The organism is Rhodosalinus sp. FB01 (assembly GCF_041365715.1).
In the GTDB taxonomy this organism is placed as follows: domain Bacteria; phylum Pseudomonadota; class Alphaproteobacteria; order Rhodobacterales; family Rhodobacteraceae; genus Rhodosalinus.
In genome coordinates this window covers 16,688-34,456 of sequence record NZ_JBGFSH010000012.1, presented here as the reverse complement: position 1 = coordinate 34,456, position 17,769 = coordinate 16,688, and the positions used below count along the sequence as shown (strand labels likewise).

The following is a 17,769-nucleotide window of genomic DNA, read 5'->3' as shown; positions in this document are numbered from 1 at the left end:
ACGCGATGTCTGACCACCGGGCGGAAAGTCTCGTGGGCGGCGTGGTCCTTGCGGCGGCCATCGGTTTCGTCGTCTACGCGGCCCAGATCACCGGCTTTTCCCGCGACGGCGGGTCCTATCCGCTGACCGCGAGTTTCCGCTCGCTCGAAGGCGTGGGCGTGGGTACCGACGTGCGCCTTGCCGGCGTGAAGATCGGGACCGTGACGGATATCAGCCTCAATCCCGAAACCTACCGGGCCGACACGGTCTTCACCGTGCGCGAGGGCGTGCAGATCCCCGACGACAGCGCGATCCTCGTCGCCTCGGAGGGCCTCCTCGGCGGCAACTACGTCGAGATTTCGCCGGGCGGGTCGCTGTTCTACCTGGAACCGGGGGAAGAGATCACCGACACCCAGAGCTCCGTGAGCCTCGTGACGCTTCTCCTGAAGTTCTTCACAGAGGGCGACGAGTGATCCGCAGGACGGCTTTCATGCTGGCGCTCGCCGGGCTTCCCGCCGCCTCCGCGGCGCAGGAAGCGGCCGAACGCGGCACCGGCGCCGTGCTGCGCGGGCTCGACAAGATCAGCGGCACGGTCGAGGATGTGACCCTCGTGAACGGGGCGCGGGTCACGCTCGGGCGGCTCGAGATCTCTCTTCGCGAGTGCCGCTACCCGGAGGGCGATCCTTCCGGCGATGCCTGGGCGTATGTCGTCATCCGGGAGGACGGCAAGGCGGAGCCCGTCTTCGCCGGCTGGATGACAGCGGCCTCGCCCGCGCTCAACGCGCTCGATCACGCGCGCTACGACGTCTGGGTATTGCGCTGCACCACGTCCTGAGGCGTGGCCGGCAGCGACTGCGCTGTGAAATCGGCCGTTTCCTCGAGGGCCGCGCGCAAGCGGCGATGATACTCTGCGCGAGAGATCTCCACCGCGCCGAGCGAGGCGAGATGCGGCGTCAGGAACTGGGTGTCGAACAGCAGGAATCCTGCAAGCCGCAGCCGGTCCACAAGGTAGGCGAGCGCGATCTTGGAGGCGTCGGTCCGACGCGAGAACATGCTTTCGCCGAAAAAGGCCGCCCCCAGGGTTACCCCGTAAACCCCGCCAGCAAGCGCGCCATCCATCCAGATTTCCAGCGAATGAGCGTGGCCCAGGCGGTGCAGGGCGACGTAAAGGCGCCGGATCTCGTCGTTGATCCATGTCTCGGAGCGGTCGGCACAGCGGTCCATGACCGCCTCGAAAGCGGTATCGACGGTCACCGAGAAGCCGCCGCGCCGCATCCGCCGGGCCAGGCTTCGGGAGATGTGGAAGCGATCGAGTTCGAAGACGCCCCGGCGTCTCGGGTCCACCCAGAAGACGGTGTCGTCCTCCCGGTTCTCGGCCATGGGGAAAAGCCCCATCGCGTAGGCGTGCAGGACGAGTTCGGGCGTCAGCGCGACGTCCTGCCGGGCGGGTGGCGGGCCGGTCATGGCACGCCCTGCGCTAGGCGTCGAGGGTCGTCTCCAGCCATGTCTCCAGCCAGTGGATTGTGTAATCGCCCGATTGCACGGCCGGCGCGTCGAGCAGGCGTCGGAAAAGCGGGATCGTGGTGTCCACGCCGTCCACGATAAGCTCCCCGAGGGCGCGGTTCAGCCGCGCCATCGCCTCTGCCCGGTCACGCCCGTGCACGATGAGCTTGCCGATCAGGCTGTCGTAGAAGGGGGGGATCACGTAGCCGTCGTAAAGCGCGGAATCCATCCGGACGCCCAGCCCGCCCGGCGCGTGATACTGGGTGATGCGCCCCGGGGACGGGGCGAAATCGGGCAGGCGCTCCGCGTTGATGCGCACCTCGATGGCGTGGCCGTTGATGGCGAGGTCGTCCTGCATGAAGGACAGCGGGTAGCCTTCGGCCACGCGGATCTGCTCTCGCACGAGATCGACGCCGTAGATCGCTTCGGTCACGGGGTGTTCGACCTGAAGGCGCGTGTTCATCTCGATGAAATAGAATTCGCCCGCCTCGTAGAGAAACTCGATGGTGCCCGCGCCGGAATAGCCGATCCGGGCCACGGCGTCCGCGCAGACCTTGCCGATATGCGCGCGCTCCTCGGGGCTGATGCAGGGGCCCGGCGCCTCCTCGAAGACCTTCTGGTGGCGCCGCTGGAGCGAACAGTCGCGCTCGCCCAGATGCACGGCGTGGCCCTTGCCGTCGCCGAAGACCTGAACCTCGATGTGGCGCGGGGTGGTCAGGTATTTCTCGATATAGACCTCGTCGTTGCCGAACGCGGCCTTGCCCTCGGCGCGGGCGGTGCGAAACGCGCGCTCCATCTCCTCGGACGAGCGGGCGACCTTCATGCCGCGTCCTCCGCCGCCCGCGGTCGCCTTCACGATCACCGGATAGCCGATCTCCGCGCCGAGCGCGCGCGCCTCCTCGAGCGAGGTGACACCCCCCTCCGAGCCGGGCACGCAAGGCACGCCGAGCGCCTTCATCGTGTCCTTGGCGGTGATCTTGTCGCCCATGACGCGGATGTGTTCGGCCGACGGGCCGATGAAGGTGAGGCCGTGATCCTCGACGATCTGGACGAACTGCGCATTCTCGGACAGGAAACCGTAGCCCGGATGGATCGCCTGCGCGCCCGTGACCTCGCAGGCGGAGATGATCGCCGGCACCGACAGGTAGCTCAGCGTCGCGGAGGGCGGACCGATGCAGACGCTTTCGTCCGCCATGCGCACATGCATCGCGTCGGCGTCGGCCGTGGAATGGACCGCGACGCTGGCGATACCCATCTCGCGGCAGGCACGGATCACGCGAAGCGCGATTTCGCCCCGGTTTGCGATGAGGACCTTGTCGAACATGGCGCGGCTCACTCGATGATCACGAGGGGTGCGCCGTATTCCACCGCCGAGCCGTCCTCGACGAGGATACGCTTGACCGTGCCCGCGCGCGGCGCGGGGATGTGGTTCATGGTCTTCATCGCCTCGACGATGAGCAGGGTATCACCTTCGGAGACGCCGGTGCCGACGCTCACGAAAGGCGGGGCGCCGGGCTCGGGCTGCATGTAGACCGTGCCCACCATGGGCGAGGTCACGGCGCCCGGGTGGCTGGCAAGGTCGTCGGGCGTGGCGGCCTCGGCGGGCGCGGCGGCGTCCCGCGCGGGGGCCGGCGACGGCGCGGGGGCCGGGGCAGGGGCCTGCACGAGCTGGGGCTGCGCCTGTGTTGCGCGGCTGACCACGACGCTCAGCGTGTCCGCCTCGCCGTAGGCCCGGTCCACCTGGATCTCGGTGAGATCGGTTTCCCGCAGCAGTTCGGCCAGCGCGCGAATGAAGGCCACGTCGTCGTCGTGCGTGTGTGTCGTCATGTCGTCCTCGGCCATTGCCCCGGGGCGTGCCCGCCCGGCGCCGCCCCCTCCTGATTTGGCCGTGTATAGGGCATGGCCCGGGGCGAGGAAAGCGGCGTGATCGCCGGCTCAGACCCCCTTCCGCGGGGCGCCGGGGGCGTCGGTCGGGGTCACGGCCGGCGGCGGGGCGGGGCGAGCGGCCCCTGCGCCTTCGCGGTCCTCGGCCGGCGTTTCGGTGCCTGCCCCGACGGCCAAGTCGGGGCGCAGGGCCGCCGCGTCGGTCCGCTGCGACGGATTTCGCGCGGCAGCCTCAGCTGCTTCGTCCGCACGCCGTTCGGCCTGTTCGCGAAGCAGGCTGTCGATTTTCATCTGCAGGATCGAGGGCGGCGCGCTGTGGCCGTCGCGGCGGGCGCGTTGGGGCGCGCCGTAACGGCGCAGGTCGTGATCGAGACCGGCGCCGTCGCCACCTCGTGTGGGAGCCACGCGGGTGTCGGTGGCCTGCGGCGCAGGGGCCGCGGGAAGCGAGAGCGGGTAGGTGGCGGCGTGCGGCGCGGCTTGAAAGATGGAAGACCCCAGAAAGGACATCGGGACACGCTTTCGTTCCGTTCGAACCCCCGCACCCCTTGTCGCAGGCGCGCCTTGACGAAACCTTAACGCGTCCCGGATTTCAGCAGGGGGCCACGCGGTAGCCGCCGCCGCGCGTGGCGTAGGCGCACCGACCGGTGTCGCGGTTGCGGGCGATGAGCGCGCCGGCGGCCGCGCCGGTCAGCGTGCCGATGATGACCCAGTCATCGTCGTCGGTCAGTTCCCGCGCGGTGATGAGCCCGACCGCCGCGCCGGTCAGTCCGCCCACGACAACCCTCTCCTCTCGGGTGAGGTTCTCGCATGCCGAAACGGCCAGCATCGCGGTGCAGGTGAAGGCGAGGGACAGTCGTCGCATCGGGGATCTCCTTTCGATCGGTCGCAAGGGTGCGCCTAAAGCCACCCTCGCGCAATGACCGCGATCAAGCGGCGCATACTCTGGGCGCGCGCCGTGCGGGATCACTCCCGGTTCATCCGGTTGTCGATCAGATCGTCCACCACGCCGGGGTCCGCGAGGGTCGAGGTGTCGCCAAGGCTGCCGTAATCGTTCTCGGCGATCTTGCGCAGGATGCGGCGCATGATCTTGCCAGAGCGCGTCTTGGGCAGGCCCGGCGACCACTGGATGAGGTCGGGAGACGCGATCGGCCCGATCTCCTGGCGGACCCAGTCGCGCAGTTCCTTGCGCAGCTCGTCCGAGGGCTCGACATCGTTCATGAGCGTCACGTAGCAATAGATCCCCTGACCCTTGATCGCGTGCGGGTATCCGACGACGGCGGCCTCGGCCACCTTGGCGTGCGCCACGAGTGCGGATTCGACCTCCGCGGTGCCCATGCGGTGGCCCGAGACGTTGATGACGTCGTCCACGCGCCCGGTGATCCAGTAGTCGCCATCCGCATCGCGCCGGCAGCCGTCACCGGTGAAATAGTGGCCCTTGTATTGCTGGAAGTAGGTCGCCTCGAACCGGCTGTGATCGCCCCAGACGGTGCGCATCTGGCCGGGCCAGCTGTCCTTCAGCGCCAGCACGCCCTCGGCGGGCAAATCATCGATTTCCTCACCCGACTGCGGATCCAGAACCACGGGCTGGACGCCGAAGAAGGGCCGCATGGCCGAGCCGGGCTTCGTGGCATGGGCGCCGGGCAGCGGCGTGATGAGATGGCCGCCTGTCTCGGTCTGCCACCAGGTGTCCACGATCGGGCAATTCCCCTTGCCGACGACGGTGTTGTACCAGTTCCACGCCTCGGGGTTGATGGGCTCGCCCACGGTCCCGAGAATGCGCAGCGACGACAGATCGCATTTCGTGACGAACTCGTCGCCCTGGCCCATCAGCGCGCGGATCGCGGTGGGCGCGGTGTAGAACTGGTTGACCTTGTGCTTTTCGCAGACCTGCCAGAAGCGGCTCGCGTCGGGGTAGGTGGGCACGCCCTCGAACATCCGCGTCGTGGCGCCGTTCGCCAGCGGCCCGTAGACGATGTAGCTGTGCCCCGTCACCCAGCCCACGTCCGCGGTGCACCAGAAGATGTCGCCGTCGTGGTAGTCGAAGGTGATCTGCTGCGTGATCGCGGCATGGAGGAGATAGCCGCCCGAACTGTGCACGACCCCCTTGGGCTGGCCGGTCGACCCGCTGGTGTAGAGGATGAAGAGCGGATCCTCCGCGTTCATTTCCGCGGGCGGGCAGTCGTCGTCGACCTTCTCGGCCTCCTCGTGCCACCAGTAATCGCCCGTGGAGCGCCAGGCCACCTGGTCGCCGGTGCGCCGCACGACGAGGCATTTGACCTCGTCGAAGTCGCGCAGCAGCGCCTGGTTCACGTTGTCCTTGAGCTTGGTCTTGCGCCCGCCGCGCGGTGCGCTGTCCGCGGTGATGACCAGCTTCGCGTCGCATCCGTTGACGCGGGCCGACAGCGCGTCGGGCGAGAAGCCCGCGAAGACCACCGAATGGATCGCGCCGATGCGCGCGCAGGCGAGCATGGCGTAAGCCGCCTCGGGGATCATCGGCAGGTAGATCACGACGCGGTCGCCCTTGCCGATGCCGAGCGACCTGAGCACGTTCGCCATCCTGCAGACCTGCCCGTGCAGTTCCCGGTAGGTGATGTGCTGCGCGTCATCGTCGGGCTCGTCGGGCTCCCATATGATCGCGGTCTGGTCGCCGCGCGTCTCGAGGTGCCGGTCGATGCAGTTGGCCGCCACGTTCAGCGTGCCGTCCTCGAACCACTTGATGTGAACGTTGCCGAAATCGAAGCTGACGTCCTTCACCTTTGTGAAGGGCGTCATCCAGTCGACCCGCTCCATCGCCTCGCGCTTCCAGAACCCCTCGGGGTCCGAAACGCTTTCGGCATACATCTTCTCGTAGGTTTCTGCGGTGACATGCGCGCGCGAAATGGTTTCCGCGGAAGGCGGATAGGTGTCGGTCATTGCTCCTCCCCTCGTCCTTTTTCCCGCCCGTTCCCGCGTCCAGCCGGCCAGGGGCGGTCGATCCGGCTCAGATCGCCAGATATTCGGCGCGGAGTTCCTCGTTCTCGAGGACCTCCGTCGCGGCACCGTCAAACACGATGGAGCCCGTGTCAAGAATGACGGCCCGGTCGGCCAGTTGCAGCGCGCGCACCGCGTTCTGCTCCACCAGGATCGTCGTCATCCCCTGCTCCTTCACGGTGTGAAGCGTGCGCTCGATCTCGTCCACGATCACCGGGGCGAGACCCTCGTAGGGCTCGTCCAGAAGCAGCAGCTTGATGTCGCGGGCGAGCGCGCGGGCGATCGCCAGCATCTGCTGCTCGCCCCCCGACAGCGTCACGCCTTCCTGCTTGCGGCGCTCCCCGAGACGCGGAAAAAGATCGTAGATCCGCTCGAGCGACCAGCCGACAGGCGGCGCGATCTGCGCCAGCTGCAGGTTTTCCTCGACCGTCAGGCCAGCGATGACTCGCCGATCCTCCGGCACCAGGCCCAGCCCGCCGATGGTCGAGGCCTCGTGGGCCTTCATCCTGTGCAGAGGCTGGTGGTCGAGCCAGAGCTCCCCGTGGGTCACCTGCGGGTTGTCGAGCCGCGCTAGCGAACGCAGGGTGGTGGTCTTGCCCGCGCCGTTGCGGCCGAGAAGCGCGAGGATCTCGCCCTCGTGGACGTTGAAGCTGATGCCCTGCACGATGTAGCTTTCGCCGTAATAGGCGTGCATGTCCCAGACCGAGAGGAAGGCGGGCGCCGTCTCGGCCATGTTGGCGTTCTTGGAGAAGTCGGGTTTGACGTTCATGACAGAGTCTCCTTACGCGGCTTCGCCGAGATAGGCTTCCTGCACCTTCGGATGGCCCTTGATGTTCTCGGGCGTGTCCTCGACCAGCGGCGTGCCCTGGGCGAGCACGGTGATCCGCTCGGCGAGGCTGAAGACGACGTGCATGTCGTGCTCGATGATCGCCATGGTGATGTCGCGCTTCTCCTTGATCTCCTTCAGGAGGTCGATCGTGTTGTTGGTGTCGGCGCGGCTCATGCCCGCGGTGGGCTCGTCCAGAAGCAGGAGGCGTGGCTCCTGCACCAGGCACATCGCCATCTCCAGCCGGCGCTTGTCCCCCCGCGACAGCGATGCGGAGTGCATGTTGCGCTTGTCCAGCATGTTGACGTCGTGCAGCATTTCCTCTGCCTTGGCGACAAGGTCGTGCTCGTCCAGCATGTGTTCGTAGGCGTGCATCCGGAACATCCCGTCACGCTTGGCGAAACACGGGATCATGACATTCTCGAGCACGGTGAGATCGCCGAAGATCTCGGGCGTCTGGAACACCCGCGAGATGCCCATCTGGTTGATCTCGTAGGGCTTGCGCCCCAGCACCGACTGGCCGTCGAACATCACCGAGCCGGTGTCGGGGATCAGCTTGCCCACGAGGCAGTTCAGCAGCGTGGACTTGCCCGCGCCGTTCGGTCCGATGATGGCGTGAACGGTGTTCTCCCGGACCGAGAGATTGACTTCGGAAAGCGCCTTCAGGCCGCCGAAGCGCTTGTTGACGTCCTTGACTTCGAGGATTCCCATGATGCGTATTCCTCACTCGGCCACGTGCGGCTGGGGCTTGGGGTGATGCTCCGGGTCGTCGCCGGAGCCCGCGGTCTTCTTCTTCTTGCGGCGGAAGAGCCGCGCGATGCGCTGCCCGCCCTCCACGAGGCCGCCCGGCAGGAAGATCACGACGAGCATGAACATGATGCCGAGGGTGAGGTGCCAGCCCTTGCCCACGAAGGGGTAGATGATGGTCACCATGATGTCGGAGAGCCCGTCGGGCATGAAGGCGAACCACTGCTCCAGCACGCCCTTGTTGATCTTCGACAGGATGTTCTCGAGATACTTGATCAGCCCGGCGCCGAGCACCGGCCCGATCAGCGTGCCCGCGCCGCCGAGGATGGTCATCAGCACCACCTCGCCAGAGGCGGTCCAGATCATGCGCTCGGCCCCCGCAAGCGGGTCCATCGCCACCATCAGCCCGCCCGCGAGGCCGGCATACATGCCGGAGATCACGAAGGCGGCCAGGGTATAGGGCTTGGAGTTGAGACCGGTATAGTTCATCCGCTGCTGGTTCGACTTCACCGCGCGCAGCATCATCCCGAAGGGCGAGCGGAACAGCCGGATCGCGAGGTAGAACGCGACCAGCATGAGCAGCGCCGCGAAGTAGTAGCCGACGGAGAAGGTGAACACCCACTCGCCCATGGCGAGCTGCGTGTTGTCGTTCATTTCCAGCCCGAAGAGGTGCGGGACGGGGATGTTGCCATCCGGCGTCGCGCTCGCCCCGATGACGCGCGGATCGTCGAGGCTGAGTTGCAGCCCCGTCTCGCCGCCCGTGACGGGCGTGAGCACCGAGTAGGCCAGCGCGTAGCACATCTGCGCGAAGGCCAGCGTCAGGATGGCGAAGTAGATCCCCGACCGGCGCAGCGAGATCCAGCCGATGATCAGCGAGAGCAAGCCCGCGAACACGACGGAGATGAGGATCGCCGGGATCACGTTCATGGTCAGCAGCTTCATCATCCAGACCCCGGCGTAGGAGCCCACGCCGAGGAAGGCCGCGTGACCGAAGGAAAGATATCCGGTGAGCCCGAACAGGATGTTGAAGCCGATCGCGAAGATCCCGAAGATCACGAAGCGCTGCATCAGGTCCGGGTAGCCGGCGTTGAATTGCGCCAGGCCGGATTCCGTCGGGAAGGGGTTCAGCAGGAAGGGCGCGAAAAGCACCAGGGCGAAGACGACGAGGAAAAGCGTCGCATCCTTGCGGTTGAGTCCGAGCATTGGATTATTCCTCCATCACGCCCTTGCGGCCCATGAGGCCACGCGGACGGCTCAGCAGAACGATGATGGCGACGAGGTAGATGATGATCTGGTTGATGCCCGGCAGCACCGAGATCACCTCCGACATCGACGCGAAGCTTTGCAGGATGCCCAGAAGGAAGCCCGCGAGCACCGCGCCCGGCAGGCTTCCCATGCCGCCCACGACCACGACCACGAAGCTCAGCACCAGGAAATCCATGCCCATGTGGTAGTTGGGCGAAAGGATTGGCGTGTACATCACCCCGGCAAGGCCGGCCACGATCGCGGCGATCGCGAACATGACGGTGAAGCGCTTGTCGATGTCGATGCCCAGCAGGCCCACCGTCTCGCGGTCGGCCATGCCTGCCCGCACGACCATGCCGAAGGTGGTGAATTGCAGGAAGGCGAAGACGGCCGCGATCACGATCATGGCGAAGCCGAAATAGACCAGCCGCCAGTACGGGTAGAGGATCGTGTTCGGATCGAAGCCAAGCAGCACGCCGAAATCGAACGATCCCTTGAACGCGTCGGGCGCGGGCGTCGGAATGGGGTTCGCGCCGTAATAGAACTTGATGATCTCCTGCAGCACGATCGCAAGTCCGAAGGTCACGAGGATCTGGTCCGCGTGCGGGCGCTTGTAGAAGTAGCGGATGAGGCCGCGCTCCATCGCGTAGCCCACGAAGGCCATGATCGGGATCGCGACGAGGATGGAGATGGGCACCGACCAGTCGATGATGGCGCCGCCGAGCTGGGGCCCGAACCACTCTTCGACGTAGGTGTTCTGGACCTTGAGCGGATTGCCGAGGAAGTCGACCCGCTCGGGATCGACCGTCTCGAAGGAGAGACCGAGCACGTAGGACACGGTCACGGCGACGAAGGCGCCGATCATGAACAGCGCGCCGTGCGCGAAATTGACCACGCCGAGCGTGCCGAAGATCAGCGTCAGACCGAGCGCGATCAGCGCGTAAGCCGAGCCCTTGTCGAGCCCGTTGAGGATTTGCAGGATTATCGCGTCCATGGCCCCCGCCTCTCATGTTGTCGGGACGCGCCGCGCGCGGCGGCGGCGCGGGAAGGGGCGGGCGCCGTGGCGCCCGCGCCCCGCGGTTGGATCAGGCGCCGTTGTTGCAGCTGCCGAGCGAGCCGCCCGCGAACTGCGGGTGATCCGGGGCGTAGGTGACCTGGTCCACAGGCGTGATCTCGACGATCTCCAGCAGGTCGAACTCGGATTGCGGGTTCTCCTTGCCCTTCACCACGAGCACGTCCTTGAAGCACTGGTGATCCTCGGCCCGGTAGAGGGTCGGACCGTTGCCGAGCCCGTCGAACTCGAAGCCCTCGAGCGCCTCGACCACGGCACAGGGCTGGAAGCTGCCGGCCCGAGCGACTGCGTCCGCGTAAAGCAGCGTCTGGACATAGCAGGTGTGCGCGGCCTGGCTCGGCGGGAAGCCGTATTTCTCGCCGAAGGAGCGCACGAAGGCCTGGCTGCCCTCGTCGGGCAGGGACCAGTGCCAGTTGGTCGAGCCGAAGATGCCCTTGATGTTCTCGCCCGCGCCCCGCGCCATGAGGCGCGAGAAGAGCGGCACGACGATCTGGAAGTCCTTGCCGTTGGCCTGCGCCTCGCGAAGGCCGAACTGCACGGCGTTGGTGAGCGAGTTCACCATGTCGCCGCCGTAGTGGTTCAGCACGAGGACGTCGGCGCCCGATTGCAGCACCGGCGTGATGTAGGACGAGAAATCGCCGGCGCCCAGCGGCGTCTTCACCGCGTTCACCGTCTCCCAGCCCATCGCCTCGGTGCTTTCCTTGATGGCCTGCTCGGTGGTGTAGCCCCAGTTGTAGTCGGCGGTCAGGTGATAGGCCTTGCGGTCGGTGCCGTAGGCGTTCGCCAGCACCGGCGCGAGGGCCGCGCCCGACATGTAGGAGTTGAAGAAGTGGCGGAAGCCGTTCGCGCGCTTGTCCTTGCCGGTGGTGTCGTTGGCGTGCGTGAGGCCGGCCATGAAGATCACGCCCGCCTCCTGGCAGAGCGCCTGCACGGCCACGGCCACGCCCGAGGACGAGCCGCCGGTGATCATGATGGCGCCGTCCTTCTCGATCATCGAGCGGGCCGATGCGCGCGCGGCGTCCGACTTGGTCTGGGTGTCGCCGGTGACGAATTCCACCTTCTTGCCGAGGATGCCGTTGCCTTCCAGCGCCTTGGAGCTGAAGGTGCGGAGCATTCCGCCATCCCCCTCGCCGTTGAGGTGTTCGACGGCCAGTTCGTAGGCGCGCAGCTCGTCGGCGCCCTCGTCGGCGTAGGGCCCGCTCTGGGGCACGTTGAAGCCGAGCGTGACCGTGCTGCCCGTGGGCTCGTTCGTGAAGGCGTGAGCCGAGCTCGCCGTGAAGATCGTCGGCAGCGCGAGGCCCGCGCCCGCGCCGGCACCCGTCTTCAGCACGCCGCGGCGCGTGAGGTTGGTCTTGGACATGTCATCCTCCCAGTACATGAGTGCGCCCGGGACTCCTCTCTTCCCCGGCGCGAGCACTTCTGTGCAAAGCCAGTATCACGCAATAAAAGAAAACGTCGCAACAACTGTCTTGAAAGAATGAACTTTTTTGTAAATATCTACACAGGCTGACGTTGCGGACTGTAAAGATATTATTCGGCAGTGCAGAAAGCCTTTGAATTGCGGAGGATTTGGCGATGACGCCCGAGGCCCTCACCGGCACCCGTATCCGGGAGCGGCGCGTGATGGCCGGGCTGAAGCAGGCCGAACTGGCCCGCCTTGCCGGGATCTCGCCCAGCTACCTGAACCTGATCGAGCACAACCGCCGGAGAATCGGCGGCAAGCTGCTGCTGTCCATCGCCGAGGCGCTTGGCGTGCAATCCTCCCTTCTGAGCGAGGGCGCGGAGGCCGCGCTCGTGGCCGGGCTGCGCGAAGCCGCCGCACGGCGCGGAGGTCACAGCGCCGAGCTCGACCGCGCGGAGGAATTCGCCGGACGCTTCCCCGGCTGGGCGGAACTGCTCGTGGATGCGCGACGGCGCATCGACGCGCTCGAGCGCACGGTCGAGTCGTTGTCGGACCGCCTGACCCATGATCCGCACCTCGCGGCGTCCATGCACGAGGTGCTGTCGACCGTGACGGCGATCCGGTCCACCGCGGCGATCCTGGCCGAGACCGGAGAGCTGGAGCCCGAGTGGCAGGACCGCTTCCACCGCAACCTCAACGAGGATAGCCGCCGCCTGGCGGGGGCGGTGCAGGGGCTGGTGAATTTCCTCGACGCGGCGGGCGAGGACGGCGCGAACCTCACATCGCCGCAGGAAGAGCTTGAGGCGTTTTTCGGCGGGCGTGCCTACCACTTCGGCGAGCTGGAGGGGCCGTCGGCCGATATCGACGCGCTGCTGGACGGTGATGCGGCGCCGGTTTCGACCGCCGCGCGCGCCACGGCGCGGCGGCTTCTGGAGCGGTATCGGGCCGACGCGGTCGCGATGCCGCTTTCCAGGGTGGCGCGGGTGGTAGCGCGCGACGGCCCGGATCCGGCGGCGCTTGCACGGGCAAGCGGCACCGATCTTGCCGCCGCCATGCGACGCCTCGCCCAGCTGCCCGCGGATCTCGTGCCCGCGCCGCTTGGCCTGGTGATCTGCGACGGGGCAGGCACGCTCACCTTCCGCAAGCCGCTCGACGATTTCGCGCTGCCGCGGTTCGGGGCGGGCTGCCCCTACTGGCCGCTTTTCGAGGCGCTGTCGCGGCCGGCGCAGCCGGTGGCGCGCCTGATGGCGCCGGCGGGCGCCGGCCCGCGCCTGTTCCGCGGGCTTGCCGTGGCCCAGCCCGCGTCCCCGGCCGGTTTCGACCGTCCCGGCCTTTTCGAGGCGACCATGCTGATCGTGCCCGTCGCGCCCTCCGCCGCGGAAGACGCTCCGGCCCTGCCGGTGGGCGTGAGCTGCCGGATCTGCCCGCAGCCCGCCTGTCCCGGCCGGCGCGAGCCCTCGATCCTGGCAGAGGGTTTTTGACTTGCGCCGAAGGAGTGGTGTTTACTCGACCGAAAACGCGAGACCGCGGCAATCGCGGCGTGGGAGGAGAGGATAGGATGGGAAAGCGTGTCCTCGTCATCGAGGATGAGCCGAACATCATCGAGGCGATCAGCTTCATCCTGTCGCGCGACGGGTGGCGCGTGCACACGCACGCCAACGGGCATGACGCGCTCGACGTGATCCGCGCGCAGCGGCCCGACCTGCTGATCCTGGACGTGATGCTGCCCGGCCGCTCCGGCTACGACATCCTGCGCGACCTGCGCGAGGCCGAGGGGCTCGACGACCTGCCCGTGCTCATGCTGACCGCGCGAGGCCAGGCGAAGGACCGCGAGATGGCCGAGCGGGCCGGCGCGTCGCGGTTCATGACGAAACCCTTCTCGAACACCGAGGTTCTCGACGCGGTGCGCGCGATGGTGCCGTCGTGACGGATCGGTCGCCACCGGTGTTCCTTCAGCGCGAGCTTTACCGCGCGCGGCGGCTTGCCGACGCGGCACGGCTGCTGCCGATCCTGGGTGCGTGCCTCTTCGCGCTGCCGCTGCTCTGGCGCGGGGAGGGCGGCGAGGTCTCGACCTCGCGGGCGATGCTTTATCTCTTCGCGGTCTGGGCGCTGCTGATCCTCGCCGCTGCCCTGCTGTCGCGGCGGCTGGGCGACATCCGCGAGCGCCACGGGGACGGCGCGGAGCCGGACTGATGCCGTCGCTGAACCTGCTGGTCGCGGTCTGCCTCGGCTACGTCGCGTTCCTCTTTCTCGTCGCCGCCGCGGCGGAGCGCGCCGCGTGGCGCGGCCGCGTCGGCTGGCTGCGCGGGCCCTGGGTCTACACGCTCTCGCTGTCGATCTATTGCACGGCGTGGACCTTCTACGGCGCGGTCGGCTACGCCGCGCGGTCGGGGCTGGAATACCTCACCATCTACCTCGGTCCCACGCTGATCATGCTCGGCTGGTGGTGGGGGTTGCGCAAGCTGGTGCGCATCGGGCGGGCGCAGCGCATCACCTCGGTCGCCGACCTGATCAGCTCGCGCTACGGCAAGTCGACCGTGCTCGCCGTGGCGGTGACGCTTCTCGCGGTGGTGGGCACCACGCCCTACATCGCGCTCCAGCTGCAATCCGTGACGCTGTCCTTCGCGGCCTTCGCCCATCCCGATCCGACCGGCCCGCCGTCAGCGGATGCCGACGCGACGGCGCTCTGGGTCGCGGCGGGCCTCGCGCTCTTCACGGTGATCTTCGGCACCCGCAACCTCGACGTGAACGAACGCCACCACGGCGTGGTCATGGCCATCGCGGTGGAGGCGGTGGTCAAGCTCTGCGCGCTGCTCGCCGTGGGCGTCTTCGTCGTCTGGGGCCTCGGCGGGGGGCCGTCGTCCATGCTCGACCGGATCGACGCGAGCCCCGAGCTCGCCCGCTGGCAGATCGACGGTGCGCGCTGGGCGGGGCTGACCTTCCTCTCCGCGGCGGCCTTCCTGTGCCTGCCGCGCATGTTCCACGTCATGGTGGTGGAGAACGAGGACGAGGGCCATCTGCGCACCGCCGCATGGGCCTTTCCGGCCTATGTGCTGCTGATGAGCCTTTTCGTGGTGCCGATCGCCGTCGTCGGGCTCGACCTCATGCCGGCGGGCGCGAACCCGGATCTCTTCGTCCTGACCGTTCCGCTGGCCTCCGGGCAGGAGACGCTCGCCATGCTGTCCTTCCTGGGGGGCTTTTCCTCGGCGACCTCCATGGTGATCGTCGCGGCGATCGCGCTCTCCACCATGGTGTCCAACCACATCGTGATGCCGATCTGGCTGCGCGCGGCAGGGGGCGGGGCGACGCGGTCGGGCGATGTGCGCCACGTGGTGCTCCTGGCCAGGCGGGTCTCCATCGTGGGGGTCGTGTTCCTGGGCTACCTCTATTACCGGCTCTCGGGCGGGGGCACCGCGCTCGCGGCCATCGGGCTCGTCGCGTTCGCGGGGCTCGCGCAGGTCCTGCCGGCCATGGTGGGCGGCCTTTTCTGGCGCGGCGCCACCCGCGCGGGCGCGCTGGCGGGGCTTCTGACGGGCTTCGCGGTCTGGCTCTACACGAGCTTCCTGCCGAGTTTCGGGCCCGGTGTGGTGCTGAGCGCGGGCGTCATGGCCGACGGGATCCTGGGGCAGGGGTGGCTCGTGCCGCATGCGCTTTTCGGCATCGACGGGATGGACCCGCTCATCCATTCCGTGCTGTGGAGCCTCGCGCTCAACACGGCGGTGTTCCTGGCGGTCTCGCTTCTGAGCTTCCCGCAACCGCTCGAGCGGCTGCAGGGCGCGCAGTTCGTCAGCGCGCTCAACGCGGCGGGCAGCCCGCGCGGCTGGCGCGGCGGCGCGGCGCAGACCGAGGACCTCATGGTGATGGCCCAGCGCATCCTCGGGGCCGCGGAGGCACAGGCCCTTTTCCGGCGCGAGGCGGGGCGGCAGGGGCTGCGCGGCTACCTGCCCGAGCCCACGCCCGAGTTCCTCGAGGTGCTGGAACGCGAACTTGCGGGCTCGGTGGGCGCGGCGACCGCCCACGCCATGGTGGGGCAGATCGTCGGCGGGCTGACCGTCTCGGTCGAGGAGCTGATGGCGGTGGCCGACGAGACCGCGCAGATGATGGAGTATTCCGCCAAGCTCGAGTCCCAGCGCCGCGAACTCGCGCGCACCGCCCGCCAGCTTCGCGAGGCCAACGAGAAGCTCACGCGGCTTTCCGTCCAGAAGGACGCCTTCCTCAGCCAGATCAGCCATGAGCTCCGAACGCCGATGACCTCCATCCGCGCCTTCTCGGAAATCCTGCGCGACGCGGGCGGGCTCGAGCAGCGGGACCAGGCGAAATACGCCTCGATCATCCACGACGAGGCGTTGCGGCTGACCCGGCTTCTGGACGATCTGCTGGATCTCAGCGTGCTCGAGAACGGGCAGGTCAGCCTCAACATCCGCGAGGGCGGGCTGGCCGACCTTCTGGATCATGCGGTGGCCACCGCCCTTGCCGGAGAGGCCGCCGGCGCGCGTCTGGAGGTCCGCCGCGACCGCGATGCGGAGGATCTGCGCCTCGTCACCGACCTCGACCGGCTGAGCCAGGTGTTCATCAACCTCGTGGCGAACGCGCGCAAGTACTGCGACGCCGACGCGCCGAAGCTTTCGATCCGCGTCGCGGAACGCGACGGGCTTCTGATCGTCGATTTCATCGACAATGGCTCCGGTATACCTGTGGACGCGCAGGACGTGATCTTCGAGAAGTTCGCCCGGGTCGGCGATCAGAAGGCGGGGGGCGCCGGGCTGGGCCTCGCGATCTGCCGCGAGATCATGGGTCGTCTCGGCGGGACGATCACCTACCTGCCCGGCCAGGGCGGCGCGGCCTTCCGGCTCGGCCTGCCCGCCCGCGCGGCGATGGCCGCGCAATGAGCCCGGTCAACCGGTCGGTAACGAAGCGCTTCTAGGCTCGCTTTGGGAAGGACTCGCGTGGGCGGGTGAACGGATCATGGCCGAGACAGTAGAGAACGCAGCATTACGCCGGAAGGCGCGGGCCGGCCGCCGCCAGGCGGAGGCGCGCGCGATGTCGCCCGCGCGGGCGCTTCGCCTCGCCATGGCGCGCGTGGCAGAACGCCGCCTGGGCCTCGATCTCGTGGTCACCGATGTCGCGCAGGAAGGTCTCGACCAGGAGGCTCTCGTCGACGGGCTCGACGACGACGCGCTCCTGGTGCTGGTCGAGGGGCCGGAGGGCGCGGCCGGCGTCCTGACGCTCGACCGTTCGGCGCTCGCCGCCCTGATCGAACAGCAGACGACCGGCCGGGTGACCGACCGGGCCGCGGAAGAACGCGCTTTCACCGCCACCGACGCGGCGCTCGCGCAACCCCTGATCGACGGCCTCTTCGAACGCGCGGCGACGGATCTTTCCGGCAGCGCGGAGGCCGCCTGGGTCAAGGGCATGCGGTTCGGGGCCTGGCTTCCCGATCTGCGAACGCTGACGCGCGCGCTCCAGGCGCCGGATTACCGGCAGTTCCGTTTCTCGCTGGAACTGGGCGGCGGCGCGCGGACGGGCACGTTGACGCTGGCGCTGCCGCAGCCCGAAGATCCGCCCGCCCCGGCGAGGCGCGACGCGGAGCCGCCGCGCCTCGCGGAGGCGGCGCTTCGCGCGACGGCGGAGTTGCGCGTGGTGCTGCATCGCCTGCAAATTCCGATCGCGCGCGTGGGGCGGCTGGCGCCGGGCGAGCGCTTCGCCATTCCCGGCGGCGCGCTCGAGTCGGCGGAGATGGAGGCCCCGGACGGCCGCGTGCTTTGCAAGGTGCGGCTCGGCCGGGTGGAGGGGATGCGCGCGGTGCGCCTGCCGGGGCGGCCCAAGGGGCTGCCGGATGTGCAGGACGCCGCCGACACGCCGGAAGAGACCCCCACGGACGAGAGCGGGACGGACCGCCCGCAGGACCCGTCCCCGCCGGAGGTGGCGCTGCCACCCATCGAGGAGGCCGAGCCGCCGGCCAGGACGCAGCCATCTGCGCCCGAAAGCGACCCCTTCGACTTGCCGGACCTGCCCCCGCTCGACTTCGAGCCCGTGCAGGCAAGCGCCTTCACGGACGGCGACAGGGCGCCCTTCGACATGGACGCCCTCGCATCTGACGACACGGACACAGGGGCCGGGAACGCCTAGCCCGCGTGCGGC

18 protein-coding genes are annotated in these 17,769 nt (G+C 68.2%); 7 read left to right on the top strand and 11 right to left on the bottom strand.

Going from position 1 to position 17,769, the window contains the following annotated elements; all coding sequences use genetic code 11:
* Window positions 1-5: 5 nt before the first annotated feature.
* Together mlaD and AB6A65_RS14810 are read left to right on the top strand one after the other, a co-directional pair.
* On the top strand, window positions 6-452 hold the full coding sequence (gene mlaD, locus AB6A65_RS14815; RefSeq protein ID WP_371039169.1) for an outer membrane lipid asymmetry maintenance protein MlaD: 447 nt from the start codon (window positions 6-8) through the stop codon (window positions 450-452).
* Between the two features lie 17 nt (window positions 453-469).
* Window positions 470-814 (top strand): DUF2155 domain-containing protein, encoded by a 345-nt coding sequence (locus AB6A65_RS14810; protein WP_371039168.1) that lies wholly within the window; start codon window positions 470-472, stop codon window positions 812-814.
* Here AB6A65_RS14810 and aat read toward each other — a convergent pair.
* The 11 genes from aat to AB6A65_RS14755 form a co-directional block, all read right to left on the bottom strand.
* Window positions 778-1,443 carry a leucyl/phenylalanyl-tRNA--protein transferase gene (gene aat, locus AB6A65_RS14805; RefSeq protein WP_371039167.1) on the bottom strand — a complete coding sequence of 222 codons (666 nt, stop codon included), beginning with the start codon at window positions 1,441-1,443 and terminating at the stop codon, window positions 778-780. The two genes, AB6A65_RS14810 and aat, sit on opposite strands and share 37 nt — an antisense overlap.
* A gap of 13 nt (window positions 1,444-1,456) precedes the next feature.
* Complete coding sequence (gene accC / locus AB6A65_RS14800; protein WP_371039166.1) at window positions 1,457-2,806, bottom strand: acetyl-CoA carboxylase biotin carboxylase subunit; 1,350 nt, start codon at window positions 2,804-2,806, stop codon at window positions 1,457-1,459.
* 8 nt (window positions 2,807-2,814) lie between these two features.
* Window positions 2,815-3,309 carry an acetyl-CoA carboxylase biotin carboxyl carrier protein gene (gene accB, locus AB6A65_RS14795; RefSeq protein ID WP_371039165.1) on the bottom strand — a complete coding sequence of 165 codons (495 nt, stop codon included), beginning with the start codon at window positions 3,307-3,309 and terminating at the stop codon, window positions 2,815-2,817.
* Window positions 3,310-3,417: 108 nt separating this feature from the next.
* Window positions 3,418-3,873, bottom strand: coding sequence for a hypothetical protein (locus AB6A65_RS14790; RefSeq protein WP_371039164.1), 456 nt, complete (start codon window positions 3,871-3,873; stop codon window positions 3,418-3,420).
* Window positions 3,874-3,955: 82 nt separating this feature from the next.
* Entirely contained in the window at window positions 3,956-4,228 is a 273-nt protein-coding gene (locus AB6A65_RS14785; RefSeq protein WP_371039163.1) for a glycine zipper 2TM domain-containing protein, read from the bottom strand.
* A gap of 101 nt (window positions 4,229-4,329) precedes the next feature.
* On the bottom strand, window positions 4,330-6,279 hold the full coding sequence (acs, locus tag AB6A65_RS14780) for an acetate--CoA ligase (protein ID WP_371039162.1): 1,950 nt from the start codon (window positions 6,277-6,279) through the stop codon (window positions 4,330-4,332).
* Between the two features lie 67 nt (window positions 6,280-6,346).
* A complete protein-coding gene (locus tag AB6A65_RS14775) occupies window positions 6,347-7,105 on the bottom strand; it encodes an ABC transporter ATP-binding protein (protein WP_371039161.1) in 759 nt (252 codons plus the stop codon).
* A gap of 12 nt (window positions 7,106-7,117) precedes the next feature.
* Window positions 7,118-7,873 (bottom strand): ABC transporter ATP-binding protein, encoded by a 756-nt coding sequence (locus AB6A65_RS14770; protein WP_371039160.1) that lies wholly within the window; start codon window positions 7,871-7,873, stop codon window positions 7,118-7,120.
* Between the two features lie 12 nt (window positions 7,874-7,885).
* The gene (locus tag AB6A65_RS14765) at window positions 7,886-9,112 is read right to left on the bottom strand and encodes a branched-chain amino acid ABC transporter permease (RefSeq protein ID WP_371039159.1); all 1,227 of its coding nucleotides are present in this window, start codon (window positions 9,110-9,112) and stop codon (window positions 7,886-7,888) included.
* Window positions 9,113-9,116: 4 nt separating this feature from the next.
* Window positions 9,117-10,148, bottom strand: coding sequence for a branched-chain amino acid ABC transporter permease (locus AB6A65_RS14760; protein WP_371039158.1), 1,032 nt, complete (start codon window positions 10,146-10,148; stop codon window positions 9,117-9,119).
* Window positions 10,149-10,239: 91 nt separating this feature from the next.
* Complete coding sequence (locus tag AB6A65_RS14755) at window positions 10,240-11,586, bottom strand: substrate-binding protein (RefSeq protein WP_371039157.1); 1,347 nt, start codon at window positions 11,584-11,586, stop codon at window positions 10,240-10,242.
* A 215-nt stretch (window positions 11,587-11,801) separates the two neighbouring features.
* On the opposite strand from AB6A65_RS14755, the gene AB6A65_RS14750 reads away from it, so the two are divergent.
* The 5 genes from AB6A65_RS14750 (at window position 11,802) to AB6A65_RS14730 (ending at window position 17,757) form a co-directional block, all read left to right on the top strand.
* Window positions 11,802-13,109, top strand: a complete 1,308-nt coding sequence (locus AB6A65_RS14750) for a helix-turn-helix domain-containing protein (RefSeq protein WP_371039156.1) — start codon at window positions 11,802-11,804, stop codon at window positions 13,107-13,109.
* 77 nt (window positions 13,110-13,186) lie between these two features.
* The gene (locus tag AB6A65_RS14745; protein ID WP_371039155.1) at window positions 13,187-13,555 is read left to right on the top strand and encodes a response regulator transcription factor; all 369 of its coding nucleotides are present in this window, start codon (window positions 13,187-13,189) and stop codon (window positions 13,553-13,555) included.
* Window positions 13,552-13,821 carry a hypothetical protein gene (locus AB6A65_RS14740; RefSeq protein ID WP_371039154.1) on the top strand — a complete coding sequence of 90 codons (270 nt, stop codon included), beginning with the start codon at window positions 13,552-13,554 and terminating at the stop codon, window positions 13,819-13,821. Before AB6A65_RS14745 ends, AB6A65_RS14740 begins: the two co-directional genes overlap by 4 nt.
* Window positions 13,821-16,517 carry an ATP-binding protein gene (locus AB6A65_RS14735; RefSeq protein WP_371039153.1) on the top strand — a complete coding sequence of 899 codons (2,697 nt, stop codon included), beginning with the start codon at window positions 13,821-13,823 and terminating at the stop codon, window positions 16,515-16,517. The genes AB6A65_RS14740 and AB6A65_RS14735 overlap by 1 nt, the downstream gene beginning before the upstream one ends.
* Window positions 16,518-16,593: 76 nt before the next feature.
* The gene (locus tag AB6A65_RS14730) at window positions 16,594-17,757 is read left to right on the top strand and encodes a hypothetical protein (protein ID WP_371039152.1); all 1,164 of its coding nucleotides are present in this window, start codon (window positions 16,594-16,596) and stop codon (window positions 17,755-17,757) included.
* The last annotated feature ends 12 nt before the right edge of the window (window positions 17,758-17,769 follow it).